20 protein-coding genes are annotated in these 20002 nt (G+C 74.2%); 10 read left to right on the forward strand and 10 right to left on the reverse strand.

The window, feature by feature from the left end:
- Positions 1-18: 18 nt before the first annotated feature.
- The 4 genes from LN652_RS12250 to ddaH are packed head-to-tail and all read left to right on the forward strand — an operon-like array spanning position 19 to position 4149.
- Positions 19-555 (forward strand): PadR family transcriptional regulator, encoded by a 537-nt coding sequence (locus tag LN652_RS12250; protein ID WP_230440911.1) that lies wholly within the window; start codon positions 19-21, stop codon positions 553-555.
- Between the two features lie 3 nt (positions 556-558).
- Positions 559-2595, forward strand: coding sequence for an NADPH-dependent 2,4-dienoyl-CoA reductase (locus LN652_RS12255; protein ID WP_230440912.1), 2037 nt, complete (start codon positions 559-561; stop codon positions 2593-2595).
- Positions 2596-2648: 53 nt separating this feature from the next.
- Positions 2649-3353, forward strand: coding sequence for an alpha/beta fold hydrolase (locus LN652_RS12260; RefSeq protein ID WP_230440913.1), 705 nt, complete (start codon positions 2649-2651; stop codon positions 3351-3353).
- A 31-nt stretch (positions 3354-3384) separates the two neighbouring features.
- On the forward strand, positions 3385-4149 hold the full coding sequence (ddaH, locus tag LN652_RS12265; RefSeq protein ID WP_230440914.1) for a dimethylargininase: 765 nt from the start codon (positions 3385-3387) through the stop codon (positions 4147-4149).
- A 274-nt stretch (positions 4150-4423) separates the two neighbouring features.
- Here ddaH and LN652_RS12270 read toward each other — a convergent pair whose 3' ends face one another.
- Together LN652_RS12270 and LN652_RS21915 are read right to left on the reverse strand one after the other, a co-directional pair.
- Positions 4424-5428: a beta-ketoacyl-ACP synthase III gene (locus tag LN652_RS12270; RefSeq protein ID WP_230440915.1), complete on the reverse strand. Its 1005-nt coding sequence runs from the start codon at positions 5426-5428 to the stop codon at positions 4424-4426.
- A gap of 28 nt (positions 5429-5456) precedes the next feature.
- A complete protein-coding gene (locus LN652_RS21915; protein WP_268932167.1) occupies positions 5457-5585 on the reverse strand; it encodes a hypothetical protein in 129 nt (42 codons plus the stop codon).
- 77 nt (positions 5586-5662) lie between these two features.
- Here LN652_RS21915 and LN652_RS12275 point away from each other — a divergent pair, with 77 nt between their 5' ends.
- Complete coding sequence (locus LN652_RS12275) at positions 5663-6265, forward strand: DUF998 domain-containing protein (protein WP_230440916.1); 603 nt, start codon at positions 5663-5665, stop codon at positions 6263-6265.
- A gap of 2 nt (positions 6266-6267) precedes the next feature.
- On the opposite strand, the gene LN652_RS21920 is transcribed toward LN652_RS12275, so the two are convergent.
- The gene (locus LN652_RS21920; protein ID WP_268932168.1) at positions 6268-6399 is read right to left on the reverse strand and encodes a hypothetical protein; all 132 of its coding nucleotides are present in this window, start codon (positions 6397-6399) and stop codon (positions 6268-6270) included.
- 118 nt (positions 6400-6517) lie between these two features.
- Here LN652_RS21920 and LN652_RS12280 point away from each other — a divergent pair, with 118 nt between their 5' ends.
- The 4 genes from LN652_RS12280 (at position 6518) to LN652_RS12295 (ending at position 10167) form a co-directional block, all read left to right on the forward strand.
- Positions 6518-7252, forward strand: coding sequence for a major capsid protein (locus LN652_RS12280; RefSeq protein WP_230440917.1), 735 nt, complete (start codon positions 6518-6520; stop codon positions 7250-7252).
- 155 nt (positions 7253-7407) lie between these two features.
- Positions 7408-7692, forward strand: a complete 285-nt coding sequence (locus tag LN652_RS12285; RefSeq protein WP_230440918.1) for a hypothetical protein — start codon at positions 7408-7410, stop codon at positions 7690-7692.
- Positions 7676-9166, forward strand: coding sequence for a WXG100 family type VII secretion target (locus tag LN652_RS12290; RefSeq protein WP_230440919.1), 1491 nt, complete (start codon positions 7676-7678; stop codon positions 9164-9166). Before LN652_RS12285 ends, LN652_RS12290 begins: the two co-directional genes overlap by 17 nt.
- A complete protein-coding gene (locus LN652_RS12295) occupies positions 9139-10167 on the forward strand; it encodes a hypothetical protein (RefSeq protein ID WP_230440920.1) in 1029 nt (342 codons plus the stop codon). The genes LN652_RS12290 and LN652_RS12295 overlap by 28 nt, the downstream gene beginning before the upstream one ends.
- Here LN652_RS12295 and LN652_RS12300 read toward each other — a convergent pair.
- Positions 10164-11081 (reverse strand): DUF2510 domain-containing protein, encoded by a 918-nt coding sequence (locus LN652_RS12300; protein ID WP_230440921.1) that lies wholly within the window; start codon positions 11079-11081, stop codon positions 10164-10166. The two genes, LN652_RS12295 and LN652_RS12300, sit on opposite strands and share 4 nt — an antisense overlap.
- 135 nt (positions 11082-11216) lie before the next feature.
- On the opposite strand from LN652_RS12300, the gene LN652_RS12305 reads away from it, so the two are divergent.
- Entirely contained in the window at positions 11217-12341 is a 1125-nt protein-coding gene (locus LN652_RS12305) for a nucleotide sugar dehydrogenase (protein ID WP_230444735.1), read from the forward strand.
- A 327-nt stretch (positions 12342-12668) separates the two neighbouring features.
- Here LN652_RS12305 and LN652_RS12310 read toward each other — a convergent pair whose 3' ends face one another.
- Genes LN652_RS12310 through LN652_RS12335 form a run of 6 tightly spaced genes read right to left on the reverse strand, consistent with a single transcriptional unit; the run spans position 12669 to position 19982 of the window.
- Positions 12669-14270, reverse strand: coding sequence for a glycosyltransferase family A protein (locus LN652_RS12310; RefSeq protein ID WP_230440922.1), 1602 nt, complete (start codon positions 14268-14270; stop codon positions 12669-12671).
- Between the two features lie 4 nt (positions 14271-14274).
- A complete protein-coding gene (locus LN652_RS12315; RefSeq protein ID WP_230440923.1) occupies positions 14275-16089 on the reverse strand; it encodes a hypothetical protein in 1815 nt (604 codons plus the stop codon).
- Positions 16086-17024: a glycosyltransferase family 2 protein gene (locus LN652_RS12320; RefSeq protein WP_230440924.1), complete on the reverse strand. Its 939-nt coding sequence runs from the start codon at positions 17022-17024 to the stop codon at positions 16086-16088. Before LN652_RS12320 ends, LN652_RS12315 begins: the two co-directional genes overlap by 4 nt.
- Positions 16957-18072 carry a sulfotransferase family protein gene (locus LN652_RS12325; protein ID WP_230440925.1) on the reverse strand — a complete coding sequence of 372 codons (1116 nt, stop codon included), beginning with the start codon at positions 18070-18072 and terminating at the stop codon, positions 16957-16959. Before LN652_RS12325 ends, LN652_RS12320 begins: the two co-directional genes overlap by 68 nt.
- A gap of 23 nt (positions 18073-18095) precedes the next feature.
- The gene (locus LN652_RS12330; protein ID WP_230440926.1) at positions 18096-18611 is read right to left on the reverse strand and encodes a hypothetical protein; all 516 of its coding nucleotides are present in this window, start codon (positions 18609-18611) and stop codon (positions 18096-18098) included.
- A gap of 21 nt (positions 18612-18632) precedes the next feature.
- Positions 18633-19982, reverse strand: a complete 1350-nt coding sequence (locus LN652_RS12335; RefSeq protein WP_230440927.1) for a GH1 family beta-glucosidase — start codon at positions 19980-19982, stop codon at positions 18633-18635.
- Positions 19983-20002 lie beyond the last annotated feature (20 nt).

Below are 20002 nucleotides of genomic sequence, written 5' to 3' on the forward strand. Positions count from 1 at the left end.
TACGTCACACTCCTCGGCATGGCCCTCGAGCACGCCCTCCTCGTCGCGCTCAGCGAGCGCCCGTCGAGCGGGCTCGAGCTGACCCGGCGCTTCGAGCGGTCGCTCGGCTTCTTCTGGCACGCCACCCACCAGCAGATCTACCGCGTGCTGGCACGGATGGAGGCCGACGGCTGGGTCACGGTCGAGACCGTCGGCCAGGAGGGTCGACCCGACAAGCGGGTGCACACCCCTTCCGAGACGGGCCGCCGCGTCCTCGCCGACTGGCTGGCCGAGCCGATGCCCGTCGAGAGCTTCCGCAGCGCGCTCGCGGTCAAGCTGCGCGGGGCGTCGTACGGCGACCGGGCGCGGCTGCTCGACCACCTGGGCGACACCCGGGCCGACCACGCGCTCCGGCTGGCGGCCTACGAGCAGATGGAGCGCGAGCAGTTCCCCGACCCGGGCTCCCTCGACGAGGCCGGCCGCGACCAGTGGCTGGTGCTGCGCGGCGGCATCCGGCTGGAGCGGTTCTGGATCGACTGGATCACCGAGTACCTGCAGGCACACGAGAGGCACTGAGACATGACGCACCCGCTCTACCCCCACCTCCTCGAGCCGCTGACGCTCGGCAGCGGACCCGACGCGCTCACCCTGCGCAACCGCGTGGTCATGGGCTCGATGCACACCGGGCTCGAGGACCACCCGTGGGACCTCGACAAGCTCGCCGCGTTCTTCGCCGAGCGCGCCCGCGGCGGCACGGGCCTGATCATCACCGGCGGGTTCGCGCCGACCAAGCGCGGCTGGCTCAAGCCGTTCGCCTCCGAGATGACCAACCGGCTCCACGCGATCCGCCACCAGCGGGTCACCGGCGAGGTGCACGAGGCCGGCGGCGCGATCGCGCTGCAGGTGCTGCACGCCGGTCGCTACGGCTACCACCCGCTCTCGCAGAGCGCGTCGGACAAGAAGTCGCCGATCACGCCGTTCAAGCCGCACGCGATGTCGGCCAAGGAGGTCGACCACACCGCGACGGCCTTCGCGAAGAGCGTCGCACTGGCGCGCAAGGCCGGCTACGACGCGGTCGAGATCATGGGCTCCGAGGGCTACCTCATCAACCAGTTCCTCGCCGCGCGCACCAACGACCGCGACGACGCGTGGGGCGGCTCGGCCGCGCGGCGCATGCACTTCCCCGTCGAGGTCGTACGCCGCTCGCGCGAGCTGGTCGGCGACGACTTCCCGATCGTCTACCGGATCTCGCTGCTCGACCTCGTCGAGGGCGGCCAGACCTGGGAGGAGACCGCCGAGCTCGCGCTGCACCTGCAGGCCGCCGGCGTCACCGTCTTCAACACAGGCATCGGCTGGCACGAGGCGCGGGTCCCGACGATCATCACGCAGGTCCCGCGCGGCGCGTGGCGCTCGTACACCGCGCGGCTCAAGCAGGTCGTCGACGTCCCGGTCTGCGCGTCCAACCGGATCAACACCCCCGAGCTCGCCGAGGACATCCTCGCCAGCGGCGACGCGGACCTGGTCTCGATGGCCCGGCCGCTCCTCGCCGACCCCGCCTTCGTGGCCAAGGCGATGGACGAGCGCGCCGACGAGATCAACACCTGCATCGCCTGCAACCAGGCCTGCCTCGACCACGTCTTCAGCAACGAGCGCGCCTCCTGCCTGGTCAACCCGCGCGCCTGCCACGAGACCGAGCTGGTGCTGATGCCGACGCTGCGCAAGCAGACGGTCGCCGTCGTCGGCGCCGGGCCCGCCGGCCTCGCCGCCGCCACCAGCGCCGCCGAGCGCGGCTTCGCCGTCACCCTCTTCGAGAAGTCGCCCCGGCTCGGCGGCCAGTTCCGCCTGGCGATGGCGGTCCCCGGCAAGGAGGACTTCGCCGACACGCTGCGCTACTTCACCCGCCGCCTCGAGGTGCTCGGCGTCGACGTGCGCCTCTCGACCGAGGCCACGCCCGCCGACCTCGCCGGCTTCGACGAGGTCGTCGTCGCGACGGGCGTCGAGCCGCGGATGCCGGACATCCCCGGGATCGACCACCCGTCCGTGGCGTCGTACGCCGACGTGCTGAGCGGCGCGGTCGTGCCGGGAAGGCGGGTCGCGGTGATCGGCGCGGGCGGCATCGGCGTCGACGTGAGCGTCTTCCTCACCCACGAGCACGAGGACCTCGAGGACTGGATGGCCCACTGGGGCGTCGGCGACCCGGCGCTCACCGCCGGCGGGCTCACCGAGGCCAAGCCCCGCACCCCCGCCCGCGAGGTGACGCTGGTGCAGCGCAAGACCACCCCGATCGGCATCGGCCTGGGCAAGACGTCGGGCTGGGCGCACCGTGCGGTGCTCAAGCAGTCGAGGGTCACCCAGGTCAGCGGCGCGACCTATGACCGGATCGACGACGAGGGCCTGCACCTCACCGTCGACGGCCAGCCGCGCGTCGTCGAGGTCGACACGGTCGTCGTCTGCGCCGGTCAGGACTCGGTGCGGGGGCTCTACGACGAGCTGGACCGCAGCGCCCACCTGACCGGTGGCGCCACGGTGCACCTGATCGGCGGAGCCGACGTGGCCGCCGAGCTCGACGCCAAGCGCGCGATCAAGCAGGGCACCGAAGTGGTGGCCGCGCTGTGAGGCCCGGCCTGCTTGCCGCGACCGGGCTGCGGACCCGGGCGGTGGCGCGGGACGTGCGCGACCTGGACCGACCGTCCGGTCCGCCCAGCGGTCGGCTCCGGGTCGGTGAGCTGGCCTCGCCGCTGGCCGCGACCCGCCTCGCGGCTGCCGCGCCCCGGCTGCTGGCCGTCCCGCGCGGCGACGGTCACCTCGTCGTCGACATCCCGGGCTGGCGTGCCCCCGAGCTCACCGGCGCCCCGCTGCGGGCGTACCTCCGCCGGCTCGGGTACGACGCCCGCGGCTGGGGCTTCGGCACCAACGTGGGCGACACCGGCGCCGACGTCGACCGGCTGTCGGCGCGGCTCCTCGAGCTCGTGGAGCAGACCGGCGGACCCGCCTCGCTGGTGGGCTGGAGCCTCGGCGGCGTGGTCGCCCGCGAGGTCGCGCGGCGCCACCCGGAGGCCGTGCGCCGGGTCGTCACCTACGGCACGCCCGTGGTCGGCGGGCCCACCTTCACCTCGGCGGCGCGCTCCTTCGAGACCGCGCCCGACCGCGAGGGCTGGAAGCTGGCCGAACGCCTCGACGCCGAGTCCCCGATCAGCGTGCCGCTGACGGCGATGTACTCCCGCCGCGACGGCGTGGTGGCGTGGCAGGCCTGCCTCGACCGCAGGACGCCCGGGGCCGAGCACGTCGAGGTGGCCTCGACCCACATCGGGATGGGCGTCGACCCGGACGTGTGGGCGGTCGTCGCCGACCGCCTCGCCCGCAGCGCCGGGTGACCGGGACGCCGTGGGCTGCGAGGATCGCGGCGTGAACCGTCGCGCCCTCGTCCGCCGTCCCGGCCCCCGCCTCGCGGAGGGCCTGCTCACCCACATCGACCGCGTCCCGGTCGACCTCGACCTGGCCGAGCGCCAGTGGGAGGCCTACGTCGCCGCGCTGGAGGCCGAGGGCTGGGAGACGGTCGAGGTGCCGCCGGCGCCCGACTGCCCGGACGCGGTGTTCGTCGAGGACACGGTCGTCATGTACGGCGACCTCGCCGTCCTCACCCGCCCCGGCGCCGACGAGCGCAAGCCCGAGGTCTCCGGCACCGAGCAGGTGCTGCGCGACCTCGGCTTCCGGACCGCGCACATCGAGGCGCCGGGCACGCTCGACGGCGGCGACGTGCTCAAGCACGACGGCACGGTCTGGGTCGGGCTCGGCGGGCGTACCAACCAGGCGGGCATCGACCAGCTCGCCGCCCACCTCGCTCCGCTCGGCGCCCGCGTCGTCGCGGTCCCGCTGACGAAGGCGCTGCACCTCAAGTCGGCGGTCACCGCGCTCCCCGACGGCACCGTCGTCGGCTGGGACGAGGTCGTCGACGACCCCGGCGTCTGGTCGTCGTACCTCGCCGTCCCCGAGGAGCCGGGCTCCCACGTCGTGCTGCTGGACGGATCGACGGTCCTCATGTCGTCCGCCGCCCCGCGCACCCGCGCGCTCTACGAGGAGCGCGGCCTGCGCGTGGTCGCCGTCGACGTCAGCGAGTTCGAGAAGCTCGAGGGCTGCGTGACCTGCCTGTCGGTGCGGCTGCGCGGCTGAGGCTCGCCTGCCGGCGACGGTGGAGCCCCGGGCCGGACCTACGGGCCGTCGGCTCCACCGTCGTACGCGCGTCCGGCACCGGCGGGCCGGGTCTCGCGACCCGGCCGCCGGGCAGCCCCTGCCGATGTGGTCGGACCACTGTTCACGGATCCCGGTCGCCGCCCGGGTCGAGGCCCGGACAGCCCGGCCGCCCCAGGGGCGGGGCGAGGACCCGACCGTACGCCGCGCCGCGGCCCGCGCGACCTGGTTGCGTCGGCCGACGGCGCGCCGACGCTCAGCCCAGCGGCGGCAGCGTGACGACCTGGCCGGCGTACGACAGGCCGGCGCCGAACGCGATCAGCAGCGCGGTGTCGCCGGGGGCGGCCTCCTCCTTGCGGAGCATCGCCTCCATCGCGAGCGGCACGGACGCGGCGGACGTGTTGCCCGAGTCGACGACGTCGGTCGCGATGGCGACGGCCTCGGGGAGCTGGATGTTCTTGGCCAGGGTCTGGGTGATCCGCAGGTTGGCCTGGTGGGGGATGAAGGCGTCCAGCTCGTCGACGGACACGCCGGCGAGGTCGAGCGCCTCGTGGGCGACCTTCGCCATCGCGAACGGCGCCCAGCGGAAGACCGCGGTGCCCTCCATCTGGACGACCGGGTGGTCGGCGTCGGTGTGCTCGCGCGTGCCCATGCAGCTCGGGGTCTGGGTGATCACGTGGGCCTGCGAGCCGTCGGAGCCCCAGGCGGTGGGGCCGATGCCGGCGGCGTCGGACGGTCCGACCACGACCGCACCCGCGCCGTCGGCGAAGATGAACGCGGTGCCGCGGTCGGTCGGGTCCATGAACCGGCTGAGCTGCTCGACCCCGATGACGAGGACGTGCTGCTCGGCGCCGGCCCGCACCATCGACGCGGCGAGGTTGAGCGCGTGGCAGAAGCCCGCGCACCCGGCGGAGACGTCGAACGCCGCGGCCGTGATGCCGAGCGCGGTCGCGACCTGCGGGGCCGAGGCGGGCGTGTGCTCGGGGTGGGTCGACGTCGCGACGATGACGCAGCCGACCTGGTCGGCGCGGACGCCGGCGGCCGCGAGGGCACGCTCCGCGGCGGTCGTGGACATCCCGATCAGGGTCTCACCCTCACCGGCGAAGCGCCGCGTCCGGATGCCCGACCGGGTCTGGATCCACTCGTCGGTGGAGTCCAGCACCTCGCAGATCTCGTCGTTGGTGACGACCCGCTCGGGACGGTAGGTGCCGAGCCCCAGCATGGCGGCGTGGGTGAGGTCGGTGGGCATCTGGATCGTCATGGCGCGAGCATGCCACGCGACCGCAGGACTACGGCACGGGCTGGGGCTCCGTCGTCGGCGGCTGCGGCTCGTCCGGCACGGTCGTCCCGGGGCCGACGGGGTCGCCCGACGGGACGATGTCGGGGTCGGGCAGGGGCTCGGTCGGCGCGGTGGTCATCCCCCCGTCCTACGCCTCGACCCCGCCGGTGGCAATGCCGGACCCACCCCTGTGGGGGCGACGGCTACGGTGACGCCGTGCCCGCCCTCCCCACCCGCGCCGCGCGGCTCGGAGCCCTCGCGTTCCTGCTGCGACCGACGTACGTCCTCACCGAGGTCGTCACCGCGGCCGCCACCCGCGGGGGCTACAGCTTCGTCTCCGACTCGGTCAGCAGGCTCGGCGAGGTCGGCTGCACGCCGGACTACTGCTCGCCGAAGCACGCGGTGATGAACGGCTCGTTCATCGGCTACGGCGTGCTGCTCGCCGGTGGTGCGGCGCTGCTCGCCCGACCGCTCGGACCGTGGGTCACCGGCCTGCTCGTGGTGTCGGGCGCGAGCTCCGTGGCGACCGGCCTCGCGCCGCTCGACCAGGACGCCACGCTCCACGCGATCGCGGCCACCCCGCTGTTCGTCGGGCAGCCGGTCGCGCTGCTCGCGCTGGGCCACCGGCTGCGCGAGGAGCGGCCGGTGCTGGCGAAGGGCCTGCTGGTGACGGGTCTGGTCACCGGCGCCGCCGCCGTCGGCTTCATCCTGTCCGGCGACGAGCAGGTGGGCGGCGCGCTCGAGCGGCTCGCGCTGTGGCCGGTGCTCGGAGCGCTGGCCGCGTACGCCTGGCCGCACGCGCGGCGCCGGACCGGCTGAGCTCAGCGCGGGCGGCGACGCTCCTGCATCTTCTGCACCGCGGCGCGGATCTTCGCCTGGTTGTGAGGCTTGCGCGCCTCGTCGTAGACCTTCTTCGCGATCCCGAGCGCTGCGACCTTCTTGCCCATACCCATGCTCCCAGCGTGTCAGCGGCACCCAAATCGACACAGGACCCATCCGTGACGCGGATCACTCCGAACCACGTCAAAGCCGCCGGTCCACGGCGGCCCGACGACCGAAGGGTCCAGAACCATGCGCCTCCCCTCGATCCGCCGCCCCTCCCCCTCGATGGCCGTCTCCGTGATGGCCCTCGTCGTGGCCTCGACCGGCACGTCGTACGCCGCCGGCCTGATCGGCTCCGACGACATCAAGAACAACTCCATCCAGTCCCAGGACATCAAGAACAAGACGATCCAGGGCAAGGACGTCAAGAACGGCACGATCGGTGCCAAGCAGGTGAAGGACGGCTCGCTGCGGGCCCGTGACTTCAGGGCCGGCCAGCTGCCCGCGGGACAGCAGGGCCCGGCCGGACCTGCGGGTGTCGGTCGCTGGGCGCTCGTCGACGCGACCGGCGCGATCGTCGCCCAGTCCGGCGGCTTCACCGTCACCGCCGCCTACCCGACGCTGGCCCCCGCCGGCACCGACACCACCGGCCTGCGCGCCAACGGCAACGTCTACATCAACGCCGGCGAGAACCTGGCCAACAACGGCGTCCTCGCGGTCGTGGCGCTGCAGAACACCGTCGACCAGAACGGCGACGGCATCACCAACGGCCGCGCCGACGCGGCGGACGCCAACCCGGAGTTCTCCGGTGAGATCAGCGCCGCGATGTGCCAGCCCGGCATCGTGAACTGCGCGCCCCCCGGCACCGGCAACACCAACCACCTCGTCGTGAGCCCCCGCAACAGCGACGGCAGCGTCACCACCGACGGCACCCGCAAGCGGTTCTACGTCGTCGTCACCGGCGACTCCACCGACCGCGGCTGACCACCACCGACCAGCGTCACGCGGGGCGGTCGCCGTCCGGTCGCCCCGCGTGACGTTGCACGTCGTACGCACGCCCCGTCCACAGGTCCGGTCCGCCCTTGTTTGCGGCCCCGGGGTGGGGGAACCCTGATCCAGGACAGGGGAGGTGCGACGCCATGACCGTGGTGATGAGACCGGACGCCGTGCGGGCCGGGTGGGCCCACGCCGACAACGCCGCCGCCGAGCTCCGCTCGGCCCAGGGACAGGTGCCCGACGCGGCCGGCCACGACCTGGCCGACCTCGCCGCCACCCTGGCCGACGCGGCGAGCGACCTCGACGGCGTGCTGCGGGTGGCGCTGGGGGTCATCGACGAGCACCACGGCGGCGTCGAGGACTGCATCCGCGACTTCCTCGCCACCGACGGCACCTCGGCAGGGGAGTTCCATGGGCTTGCTCGATGAGACCGTCGCGCGGCTGAGGGACGTCCTCGCCACCGTCGAGGACCTCGACCTCTGGCCGCCGTGGGACGCCGCGCAGACGCTCGTCGACGCGGTCGGCCGAGCCGTGGCGATCCTGACCGAGCCACCGGCCCCGGAGCCCGGCGCCCTGACCGACGCCGCCGCTGCCTGGCGCCGTGCCGCGGCCTCGGTGGAGTCCGGCGTCGACGACCTCGCCACGACCCGCGCGGCCGTCGACACCAGCGTCTGGGACGGCACCTCGGGCGACGCGTTCCGCTCCTCGGTCGGCCGGCTCCGCACCCGCACCGCGACGGTCCCCCCGGCAGCCCGCGAGGTCGCGGCCGTCCTCGACCGGCTCGCCGCCGACATGACCGCCGCCCGCACCCGCCACCGGGAGGCCGACGACCTGCTCCGCGACCACCTCGAGCTCTCGTGGGGCGACCTGTGGCCGTGGGAGCTCGTCGACTTCCTGCGCGGCGTCGTCGCGGGGGTCGTCCACGCCCTCACCGAGGCGATCGGCGCCTACCAGGACGCCGCCGACGCGGTCGCCGTCGCGAAGGCCGCCGTCGTGGCGGCGATGGACGAGGTCGCCCTGCCCGACCACCTGCCGGCCGGCGTGAGCCCGGTGTCGGTGGTCAACGCCTGGGAGGACGAGGACGGACCCCTGTCCGGCCGCCAGCTCGAGGACTACGACGCCGCGCTGGCCGCCCTGTCCCCGGCCGAGCAGCAGGCCGTGCGCGACGCGCTCGCGGGTGCGCGCAGCGACGCCGAGCGGGCGTGGATCGTGGCCGGGGTCGCGTCCGGCCTCAGCGGCGCGGCGCTGGCCAACTACGTGGCCCGGCTGCACACCCTCACCCCCGCCCAGCTCGACGACCTCGACCCGCCCACCGACGGCAGCTACTCCCAGCCCGACCAGACCACGTGCGGGTCCTCCAGCCTGGTGATGTCGCGGATGCTCAACGACCCGGCCTACGCGCTGTGGATGGAGACCGGCTACGACGCGGCCAGCGGCACCACCGACCCGCGCACCCCCGAGCAGCGCTTCGCCGACGAGTCGCTGGCGATGCACCAGCGCACCAACGCGCTGCACGACCGCGACGGCGACCTCCAGTTCCCGTGGCCCGAGGCCGCCGGCACCCAGCCGTGGGCGGTGGCCGCCGAGATGTCGGGCGAGGGCGGCAGCGGGGTCCCGGGCCAGGACTACGAGGTGCAGACCGTCTCGCCCTCCGACCGCGGCGACACCTACGACCGGATCGCCGCGTCCGTGGAGAACGGCAGCACCGTCCCGCTCTACGTCGGGGACACGACCCGGCCCGGCCACGTCGTGCTGGTCACCGGCAGCGACGGTGACTCGCTCACGATCTTCGACCCCGCCTCCGGGCGCGAGCAGACCATCCCGCGCGACGACTTCACGAGCGGCGACCTGGGGGTCTCCGGATGGGACGAGCCGTGGTTCGCGGTCACGCCGTCGTCCTGACCCTGGCGCTGGCGGCGCCGGCGCTGGCGGGCTGCAGCGCCGGTCCGCGGATCGTGTCCGACGGCAGCGACCTCGACGCGGCGGCCGCCGTGTGGTCCGACCCCTGGGTCGCGCCCACGTCCGCGACCGTCGCCGGCCCCGCGCTGGGCAGCGACGGCCAGGTGACGCGGGTCGTCGGCCGCCGCTCCACGACGTACGCCACCGGGGTGGAGGTCGCCGCGCGCGCCGAGGTCGACCTGGCCGCCGACGCCGGCTGGCGACCGACGTCCAGCACGTGCGGGACCACCGTCCAGGTCGCGCTGGTCGGGCCCGACGACGCCCTCGCCCAGCTGGTCGTCACCCCCGACGGCGGCAGCGCGACCGCGGCGCTGCAGGTCGTGGTGCCCCACCACCTCGACACCGGCTGGGAGGCCCCCGACCCGGTCGCCGACACCTGCCTCGACGGGCGCGCCACCGGCTTCGTGCCGCCACCCCTGCAGTCGCGGCCGCTCGGCGAGGAGGACGCCGACGACGTCGGGACCGACGCCGCGGCCTGGCCCGACGACGGGCCCGACGACGGTGCCGTCGCGGCCGCATCCTCCGATCCCGGACTCGTCGCGCTCGGGCTGCGGGTGGTCGCGCCGCGGCTCGAGGCGGGCGTCAACCGCCGGCGTGCACCGGCCGCGGAGGCGACGGTGACGGCCCGCTCGCTCGCCCGGCTCGCGCGGCGGCTCGCCGGGTGGGACCTGACCTACGCGGCGTGCGGGGCGGGAGGGCCGGTGCGCGCCACGTTCGCCCGTGACCTCGACGGGTCACCGGCCGTGCTCTCCGTGTCACTGGCCGGCGGGGACGCGCAGGTCCGGGTCGTGCTGCCGGCCACCGACGGTCCGGCGCCGGGCTGGCTCGACGGCCTCGAGCCGCTCGACCCTGCCACCGCGTGCGCCGAGCCGGACGACTCGCTCCTCGAGGTCCTGGGCGTGCCGGCGGTCCTGCCGGACGCCCTGACGCGCGTCGTGGACTAGTACTGCGCCCCGCGCGAGCGCACGTGGGCGGTCCAGGACGCGCCGTTCCACCAGCGCTCGCGACCGCCGTCGGCGGTGACGTACCAGCCCTCGGCGAGGGTGCCCGGCGGCTCGTTCTCTGCCCCGGTCAGCTCGTCGGGTGCGGTGGTGCCCGACCGGACGTCCTGGTCGGGCCGGTCCGCGGCCGCGGGGGCCGGCGCGGCGGCCGGCGCGGAGCGGGTGACTGGCGCGGACGGAGTGATCGGGGCCAGGGTGATCGGGGCCAGCGTGATCGGCGCCGGGGTGATCGGCGCCGGCGCGGTCGCCGCAGCCGCAGCCGCGGCGGGCGTGGGTGCGGGCGGGGCGGTCGGTGCGGGTTCTGCTTCGGCCTCTGCCGCGGGCTCAGCCGTCCGTCCGGCCGTCGGTGCGGCGGCGGGTGCGTGCGGGGTGACCGGCGCCGACGGCGGAGCCCCGCGGGTGGGCGCGGGCTCGAACCCCATCACGCGGGCCAGGACGTCACCGAGGGGCCCGCTGACCTCGACGTGCACCCCCGGGCCGTGGTCCGGGGCGGCGCGGTCGAGCTGCTCGCGCACGTGCGGCGGCAGCTGCGCGTAGACCTCGGCGGCCTCGCGCATCACCTCGTCCATGCTGCGGCCGCCCGGGACCACCATCTCGCCGGCCAGCCGGCGCAACCGCTCGACCGCCTCGGGCGGCAGGTCCGCGGGGTCCTGCGGGGCGACGAACCGGTCGTCGAGGGACTGCGAGCCGGGGCGCCGGCCCGCGGCGCGGTAGACGTTGCCGATCCAGATGAACACCGCCACGATCCCGATCACGACCAGCACGGTGAGGGCCGCTCCGTTGGCCTGCCAGCCGATGAACACGATCAGGAGCAGCACGAACCACGGGAAGGTCGTCGTGTTCTTCCGCCGGGCCATCCGTCCTCCTGGTGCCGTCGTCGCGACCGGTGCCGGTCAAGGGTGCGGCACGACCACCCGCGTTGTCCCGCGTACGGCACAATCCTCGCCGTGACTCGGATCTCGATCGCCGGCCTCGGCTACGTCGGTCTCTCCATGGCCGTCCTGCTCGCCCGGCACCACACCGTCGTCGGCCTCGACCTCGACGCCGGCCGCGTCGAGCGGCTGCGGCGCGGCGAGAGCCCGATCCACGACGACGACATCTCCCGCTTCCTCACCGAGGAGGACCTCGACCTCGTCTTCACCACCGACGCGGAGGAGGCGCACGCGGGAGCCGACTTCGTGGTGATCGCGACGCCGACCAACTACGACCCGGTCACCAACTACTTCGACACCGCCTCGATCGAGGCGGTGATGCGCGACGTGCTGCGGATCAACCCCGCCGCGACGATGGTGGTGAAGTCGACCGTGCCGGTGGGCTACGTCGAGGACGTCCGCACGCGGCTCGGCACCGACGCGGTGATCTTCTCCCCGGAGTTCCTGCGCGAGGGCCGGGCGCTGCACGACAACCTCTTCCCCGCGCGCATCGTCGTCGGCGAGGACTCCGAGCGTGCGCGGGCGTTCGCCGCGCTGCTCGTCGAGGGCGCCGAGGCCGAGGACGTGCCGGTGCTGTTCACCGAGCCCACCGAGGCCGAGGCGATCAAGCTCTTCGCCAACACCTACCTCGCGATGCGGGTGGCGTTCTTCAACGAGCTCGACTCCTTCGCGCTCTCCCGCGGCCTCGACTCGCGCCAGATCATCGACGGCGTCGGGCTCGACCCGCGCATCGGCACCCACTACAACAACCCGTCCTTCGGCTACGGCGGCTACTGCCTGCCCAAGGACACCAAGCAGCTGCTGGCCAACTACACCGACGTCCCGCAGACGCTGATCTCGGCGATCGTCGAGGCCAACACCACCCGCAAGGACTTCATCGCCTTCGACATCCTCGACCGCGGGCCGCGGGTCGTCGGGATCCACCGGCTGATCATGAAGTCGGGGTCGGACAACTTCCGCGAGTCCTCCGTGCAGGGGATCATGAAGCGGATCAAGGCCAAGGGCATCGAGGTCGTGGTCTACGAGCCCGAGCTCGGCGAGGCGCACTGGTTCGGCTCCGAGGTGCTCGACGACCTGGCTGCCTTCAAGGAGCGCGCCGACCTGATCGTCGCCAACCGGATGGTCGACGAGCTGCACGACGTGGCCGACAAGGTCTACACCCGCGACCTCTTCGGCGCCGACTGAGTCATGTGGCTCGGAGTCATTGGCTCGCTCCGCTCGCGGTGTCGCTGCGCTCGTAACCCGGTGGTCAGCCGGCGCGCCGCGACGAACCCCCGACCTCCAGTCGGTCGATCAGCGCCGGGCCGACCATCCGCTGGTCGAGGAAGGCGCTCTGGCGCCTGTCACGAGACCCGGTCGGCCCCCCGATGTAGTCCAGTGAGCGTTGGCTGCCACGCCGCGATAGTCCAGTGAGGGATGGCTGCCCCGAGCCCCCGGACACAGCCATCCCTCACTGGACTACCCCGACCAGCCGACCCGGTCGCCTAAACCCCAGCGCGACGAGCTTCCCGCTCAGCGGCGGCGGCCGAAGAGCCCGCGCTTCTCGTTCTCCGGCGCCGTCCCGGCGGGCGTCTCGACGGGGGTCCCGGACGGCGCGTCCGGCAGGGGGCGTACGGCCGAGGCCTCCTCGGCCCGGCGCAGCGCCTTGTGGAGCCGGTTCTCGGACTTGCCGGGGTCCATCGGCGGGCGGGCGCCGAGGGTGAACCGCTCGACGACGCGGTCGTCGACCGGCACGAACCCGACGGCCGTCGCGGGGTAGGTCTTGGTCCCGAACGACTCGTCGAGCAGCGCGTCGCGGTCGTCGCCGGGCTCGGCGAGCCGCTCGACCCGCGCGAGCGCGGCGGTGCGCTCGAGCCGGGCCACCCCGCCGGAGGGGTACGCCAGCAGGCGGGCGCCGTGGTGGGTGCGCTCGAGGTCGTCGAGGAGCGCGGCGAGGGTCGCCGGCAGCGGGGCGAGGGTGACGTCGGGAAGGGTGAGCAGGAACTCGGCGTCGGACCGGCCGTCGTGGGCCTCGACCAGCCGCACCCGCGGCTCGTGGAGGTAGGAGCGGTGCACCAGCCGGGTCTCGAGCACCGGGTCCTCGACCGGCTGCACGCGGTCCTCGTGCACCGACGACCACGGGCCGACGACGGTGACGCGCAGGTCGGGGACGTCGCCGTCGAGGAGCGAGTCGACGACGTGGATCGTCTCGTCGGCGGGACCGGCCTCGAGCACCACCTCGAGGTAGGGCACCTGGTAGGCGCGACCGCGCTTGTTGCGCTTGGGCCGCATCGTCGGCACCAGGTCGGCGAGGTAGGGGTCGTTGTAGCGGTTGACCTGCTCGGCCCGGCGCAGCACCTGCGAGCGGCCGAGGTGCCAGCTGCGGGCCTCCCGGTCGACGACGAAGACGCCGCCGGCCTGGGCGAGCGAGTGGCCCAGGTGCATGTCCTCACCGAGCCGCAGCGTCCGGTCGAACCCGGCGGAGTCGAGGTAGAGCGCCTTCGTCACCGAGCCGGTCATGCCGATGTGGAAGCGCTGCGCGCGCGGTCCGGCCGTGCGCAGGTCGTCGGTCTTGGCCCAGTAGTCCTCGACCCAGCGGTGCGGCTCGTGCTCCTGGTCGGGGAAGAGGTCCGCGGCGCCGCCGGCCGCCACGCGGTCGCGCACGACGGCGGGGTCGACCTCGAGCAGCGCGGTCGGGTCGACGAAGAGCTTGAAGCCGCCCGGCACGGCGTAGTCGACGAGGTGGTGCCAGCGGGCGTGCGCCTCGACCTCCTCGCGGTGGGCCAGCATGTCGGCGTCGTACCAGTGCAGCACGTCGCCGTCGGCGGCGAGCGCGCCGAGGTGGCACGCGTTGGCGCGCCCCCAGCCCTCCTCGACGCGGAGCAGCCGGGTGTTGTCCGGGCGCACCTCCGGCAGCTCCTGCGCCGGGGTGCTCTGGTCGTCGACGACCAGCACCTCGAGCAGGTGGGAGGGGTACGACTGCGCGGCGAGGCCGGCGAGGACGTAGGGCAGCGTGTGCTGGTAGTTGAAGGTCGGGACCACGACGGTGACGGCGAGCGTGGGCTCCCACGCGCCGAGCGTCGCGGGAGCCAGCGTGCCCCAGTCGTTGTGGCGCACCACCGGTTGCCGGGCCATCTGCCTACTCCCCCTCGTTCGTGCCGACCCCGTCCGGGCGGTCGACCGGGTCGACCTCCAGCGCGCGGCTCGGTCGGAAACCCTTCCACTCGGAGGCCACGATGTCAGGTCGGCGGAACTCCTCGTCGTCGCGCTGCCAGGTGTGTCCCGTGCCGGTGCGGCGCAGCACGTAGCCGAGGCCGTGGGTGCGGTAGATCCGGCCGCCGGCGGCCTCGACCCCCGCGAGCAGCTGGGCGTCGACGAACTTCCGCACCCGGCGGAAGTCGCCGAGCGAGCCCAGCAGGCCGCGGTCGAGGAGCAGCGTGCCGCCGGCGACGAACCGGGCGAACAGCTCGGAGGGGTGGTTGCGGCGGACCGTGAGGTCCTCGCGGTCGGCGTTGGCGTGGAGGTAGACGAACTCCGACGGCATCCCGACCACGTCGGCGCCGGAGAAGCGGCGCGCCATCGCCAGGTCGTGGACCGCGTCGGGCGAGTACCAGTCGTCGTCGTCGACCTTCAGCACGACCTCGCTCGACGCCGCGTGCGCGGCGGCGGTGAGCACGTCGCCGAAGAACGTCGCGTCGTCGAAGGTCAGCACCTGGTGCGGTCGGTCGCCGAGCGCCCGGCGCACGGCGTCGCGGTCGGGCTCGAAGCCGTGGGCGGCGATCACCAGCTCGACCTCGGCGCCGCGCTGCCGGGCGACCTGGCGCAGAGCGAAGTCGAGCATCTGCGGCCGCTTGGTGGCCAGCAGCGCGCTGACCGGCGGCAGCCCGGTGTGGCGGACGCCGGCGCGCGTCGCCAGCGCCGAGCGCCACGCGAGCGTGGAGTGGTGGTCGAACGCGGCGCGACGCACGGCCAGGCTGTGCTCCTCGCGGGCCAGCGCGTCGTCGAGGTCGACCTCGGCGCCCAGCGCCTGGACGAGCGGCGCGGCCAGGCCGAGCTCGGTGGCGCGCGAGGGGTCCACGCCGACGAGCGGCACCCCCGACGCGGCGAGCGCGAGCAGGTCGGACGCGTGGGTGTCGGCGGAGGGGCGTACGCCCTGGTGGGCCCGCGCCGCCTCGACGACCGCCTCCGTCACGGGGCCGCGGCCGAGCGCGGCGAGGTCGGCCACGGGCGCGTCCCAGTCCTTGCGGAAGCCCACCGGGTTGAAGATCCGCTCGTCGACCGGGTCGACGCCGGGGTCGGTGACGACCGTCGGCGCGCGGTCGATCACGTGGTGGGCGGCGACCCGGCCGCCACGACTGGCGACGACGACGTCCGGCGGCACGTCGCGCTCCGCGTCGCCGGCGCCGGCCACGTCGGGCAGCAGCACGCTGCGCGCGTCGAGCCCGGGTGCGGCGGGACGACCGGCGTAGGCCACGACGACCCCGCCGTGGGTGGTGTCGCCGGGGCCGGCGGCCTGGCGGGCCATCTCCATGACGACGAGCTGGGCGCGGGCGCCGCCGGCGAAGCGCAGGACGGTGAGCACGCCGCGGTCGCCCGCCTCGCGGGCGGCGAGGTGGACCAGCCGTGGCCACTCCGGGCGGGGCACGACCACCCACGGGGTCGGGGTGTCGGTGAGCCAGCAGGCGACGACGCGGCACTGGCCGAGCAGCGGCACGGCGCTCGCCATCCGGCGCAGGCGCGCGCGGTCGGCCGCCACCACCAGCACCGAGCCCCAGCCCTTGAGCGGGCCGTCGAGCGCCGCGAGCGTGACGACGCGGGCCTCGATCCCGGGGACGTCCTCGATGCCGTGCAGCGCGTCGAGCGCGAGGCTGTCGGAGTCGTCGACCAGCACGAGCGTCGGACCGGGCATCCGGACGTCGTGGAGCGGGTGCGGGGCGGTGGGTGCGGGGCTCACGGGCGTACGCGTTCCTTGAGGGACGAGGGCAGCGAGTGCTGCACGAGCGGTCGGGGCTGGCGCCAGAGCCAGTCCCGGCTGACGTGGTCGATGACGTGGACGCCGGGCGGTGCGACGACCTTCACCAGGCCGCCGAGCTCCTCGGCCCGACCGGTGCGGATCGCCTCGTCGACCTCGAACTCGCGCAGCTTGCGGTAGAGCCGGGTGTTGGTGAAGTCGACGCCGTCGGTGCGCCAGTGGGCGTACTCGTCGGCGTCGAGCCACTTCACCTCGAGGACCAGCCCCTGCTGGAGGACGACCCGCTCGACGCCGGGCGGGAACTCGCGCAGCTCCCAGTCGAAGGCCTTGACGAACGTGAACTCCGGGCCCATCGGGTAGACCCACGGCTCGAGGAAGCGCAGCGACAGGTCGAGCCAGCCGGTGGACTCGTCGACGACCGTGAGCGGGTGGCGCGGCACGGCGACGATCGCGCGGGTCGACTGCAGCTGCCAGGCGAGGTCGCGCAGGATCCCGGCACCCTCGGGCGTCAGCACCATGTCGCCGTCCCACTTCATCGAGTAGGTGGTGCGGACGTGGGAGAAGCACCAGTTGTAGAAGTGGGTGAGGGAGTGGACGCTCGTCGCGGGCGTGGCGAGGTGCTCGCCGCCGGCGCGGGAGACCCGGTGCGGGTAGTCGAGCACGGTGAGCCGGTCGGCCGCCCCGCACTCGTCGGCCACCCGGCGCGCCACGTCGGCGGTGCCGTCGTCGGAGCCGTTGTCGACGAGCAGGACGTGCTGGACCGCGGAGAGGATCGGCGGCAGCACCCACGGCAGGTTGCGCGCCTCGTTGCGCACCCGGAACACGCAGGTCAGGCCGGGCTCGAGCGGCTCACCCGCCGTCCACGGCCAGGTGACGTCGAAGTCGGGCAGCCCCTCGAGCGAGGCGATGTCCGGCATCAGGCGGGTCGCTCCCGGCCCATCGCCCTGCGCACGGCCTGCCGCGCGGCCGGCGGGACCATGGCCCGTACGGCGTGCGGCACCCGGTCGGCGCCGGAGCGCGGCCGGCCTCGGCGGCGGCCTGTCGCCTGGCCTCGGCGGCGGCGGTGCGGCGCTGGGCGACGACGGTGGAGTGCGCGAACGCCTCGGCCTCGGCGTACTGCGCGGCGTAGGCCGTGCGCAGCTCGTCGCAGCGACGGCGCGCCTCGTCGGTGTCGTCGGCGGCGACGTCCTCGAGCGTCCGCCAGGTCTCGTCGGCGAGCTCGCGCAGCCGGTCGGGCACGCCGATGTCGTCCCAGGTCGCGGTGACCCGGCGCAGGCTCGGGTCGATGAAGCGGTGCACCTCGGCGATGTCGACGGCCATCGCCGTCTTCACGCCCGCGAGGTCGAAGGCCTCGCCCAGCGCGAACACCGGCTGCGTCCAGTCGTCGAGCAGCGCGCCGTAGTGGACGAACGCCCGCTGCTGGTCGCGGGTGGCGCGCTCGGTGTGGAGCATCATGTTGACCCACGCGGCGGTGCGGGTGATCGCGCCCTGGTCGGAGCCGGCGCCCATCTGTCCGTAGTAGGCCTGCTTGGAGCCGACCACCTCGGTCACCGGCCGCAGCATCGTGACGTACGACGACGTGGCGCCGCAGCGGTCGGCCGCGGCCCGCCACAGCCCGAGGAACCACGCGGCGCGCGGGTCCTTGACGACCAGCTCGTCGCTGATCGCGAACTGCTCCTCCAGCCAGGCGGTCACCCGCTCGCGGGTGGCGTGGTCACCGCTGGTCGTGCCGGTGTCGAGCCAGGCGCGCGGACGGGCGTCGGAGACCTGCACGTTGCTGCGCTGCAGCAGCTCGGCGTGGAGGTCGACCACCCACCGCGGCTCCCCGAACCCCTTGGGGTTGGTGGCGTCGGCCACGACCTCGGGCTGGGGCACGTGCAGGCCGAGGGTGCGCAGCGTGCCGGCCATGGTGCTCGTGCCGCTGCGGCCCGAGCCGACGACGAACACGATGCGGCGGCTGCTCATGTCGCGAGCCTATCGGCGCCCGGTCAGAGCGCCGGCAAGCCCCGCCTCGCGCGCGCCTGGACCCGGAACCAGCCGGAGGTCATCACGAGCAGGACCAGCAGGCCGGCGGCCCACCAGACGGCGCCGCCGACCGACTTCTCCGAGGTCGTGCGCCACACGCCGTCGCGCTCGTAGACCGTGACGGTGTCGCCCTTCGCGGCCTCGCCGAGCCAGCGCAGCTCGTAGAGCGCCGACTGCTGCGTCCCGTCGGGGAGCTCGAAGACGATCGAGGCGTATTCCGTCGCCCGGGCTCCCGGGCGCGCCCGGTCGAGCTCCTCGAGCCCGAGCACGGTCGCCTCCTGCGCCTCGACCCCGGTCGGTGGCTGCCGGCTGTCCCACGCGTCGAGGAGCCGGTAGCCGCAGACCAGCATCATCAGCACCAGCAGCGCGAGCGCCGTCCAGGTCATCCCGTGGGCGCCGGCCGTCGGGTCCGCGGACGAGGCCGCGCCGAGCTCACGCCGGCGCGGGTCGGGGCGCTCGGGGACGGGACGCTCGGCCATGCCGGGCAGTGTGCCAAACCCTCAGAGGTGCTGCGGCTGCGCCTTGATCAGGTCGGCGTACCACTGGAACGACCTCTTCGGCGTGCGCGCGAGCGTCTCGTAGTCGACGTGCACCAGCCCGAAGCGCTGGGTGTAGCCCTCGGCCCACTCGAAGTTGTCCATCAGCGACCAGCAGTAGTAGCCGCGGACGTCGACGCCGCGCTGGACGGCCTCGGACACGGCGTTGACGTGGGCGCGGAGGTAGTCGATGCGCGCCTGGTCGTCGACGACGCCGTGCTCGTCCGGCCCGACGGCATAGCTGGCACCCGACTCGGTGATGATGATCGGCGGCAGCGCGGCGCGGAAGCGGGCGCGGAACATGACCAGCCACTCGCGCAGCGCGTCGGGAACGATCGGCCAGCCGAAGTCGGTGGTCGGGTAGCCCACGACCTCGCGGAAGTCGAAGGGGATCTCGGAGTCCTCGTCGGCCGCCGCGATCCGCATCGGGTTGTAGTAGTTGACGCCGTAGAAGTCGAGCGGCTGGCGGATCGTGGCGAGGTCGCCGTCGGCCATGAACTCCTCGAAGAGCGGCATCAGGTCGGCCGGGTAGCGCCCGAGCAGCATCGGCTCGAGGAACGTGCCGTTCCACAGCGCGTCGAAGATCTTGCTCATCCCGACGTCGGCCGGGTCGTCGCTCGCCGGCCAGATCGGCGCGTGGTTGTTGGCGCAGCCGATCGACGTCGCGCCCGCGCGGCGCAGCTCGATGGCCGCGCGACCGTGGGCCATCAGCAGGTGGTGGGCGGCGGGCAGGCAGCCGAACAGCATCGCCTTGCCGGGCGCGTGGGTGCCCATGCCGTAGCCGAGGATCGAGGCGACGTTGGGCTCGTTGACCGGCACCCAGTGCTCGACGCGGTCGGCGAGCTTGTCACCGACGATCGCGGCGTACTCGGCGAAGCGGTCGACGGTCGCGCGGTTCAGCCAGCCGCCGTCGTCCTCGAGGGCCTGCGGCAGGTCCCAGTGGTAGAGCGTCGCCATCGGCTGCTGGCCGTGGGCGAGCAGGGTGTCGACGAGGCGGTCGTAGAACGCGAGGCCCTCGGCGTTGACCTTCCCGCTCCCCGTCGGCTGGACGCGGGGCCAGGCGATCGAGAACCGGTAGCCGCCCGTGCCGAGCTGCTGCATGAGCGCCACGTCCTCGTCGACGCGGTGGTAGTGGTCGCAGGCCACGTCGCCGGTGCTGCCGTCGGCGATCCGGCCAGGCTCGGCGGTGAAGGTGTCCCAGATGCTCGGCCCCCGGCCGCCCTCACGCGCGGCGCCCTCGATCTGGTAGCTGGCCGTGCTGGTCCCGAACCTGAAACCGGGCGGCAGCAGGGGGAAGTCTGCGGGGGAGGACACCCCGCGAAGATATCGGCCCG

Origin of the sequence: Nocardioides okcheonensis (assembly GCF_020991065.1) — a bacterium.
Classification (GTDB): Bacteria; Actinomycetota; Actinomycetes; order Propionibacteriales; family Nocardioidaceae; genus Nocardioides; species Nocardioides okcheonensis.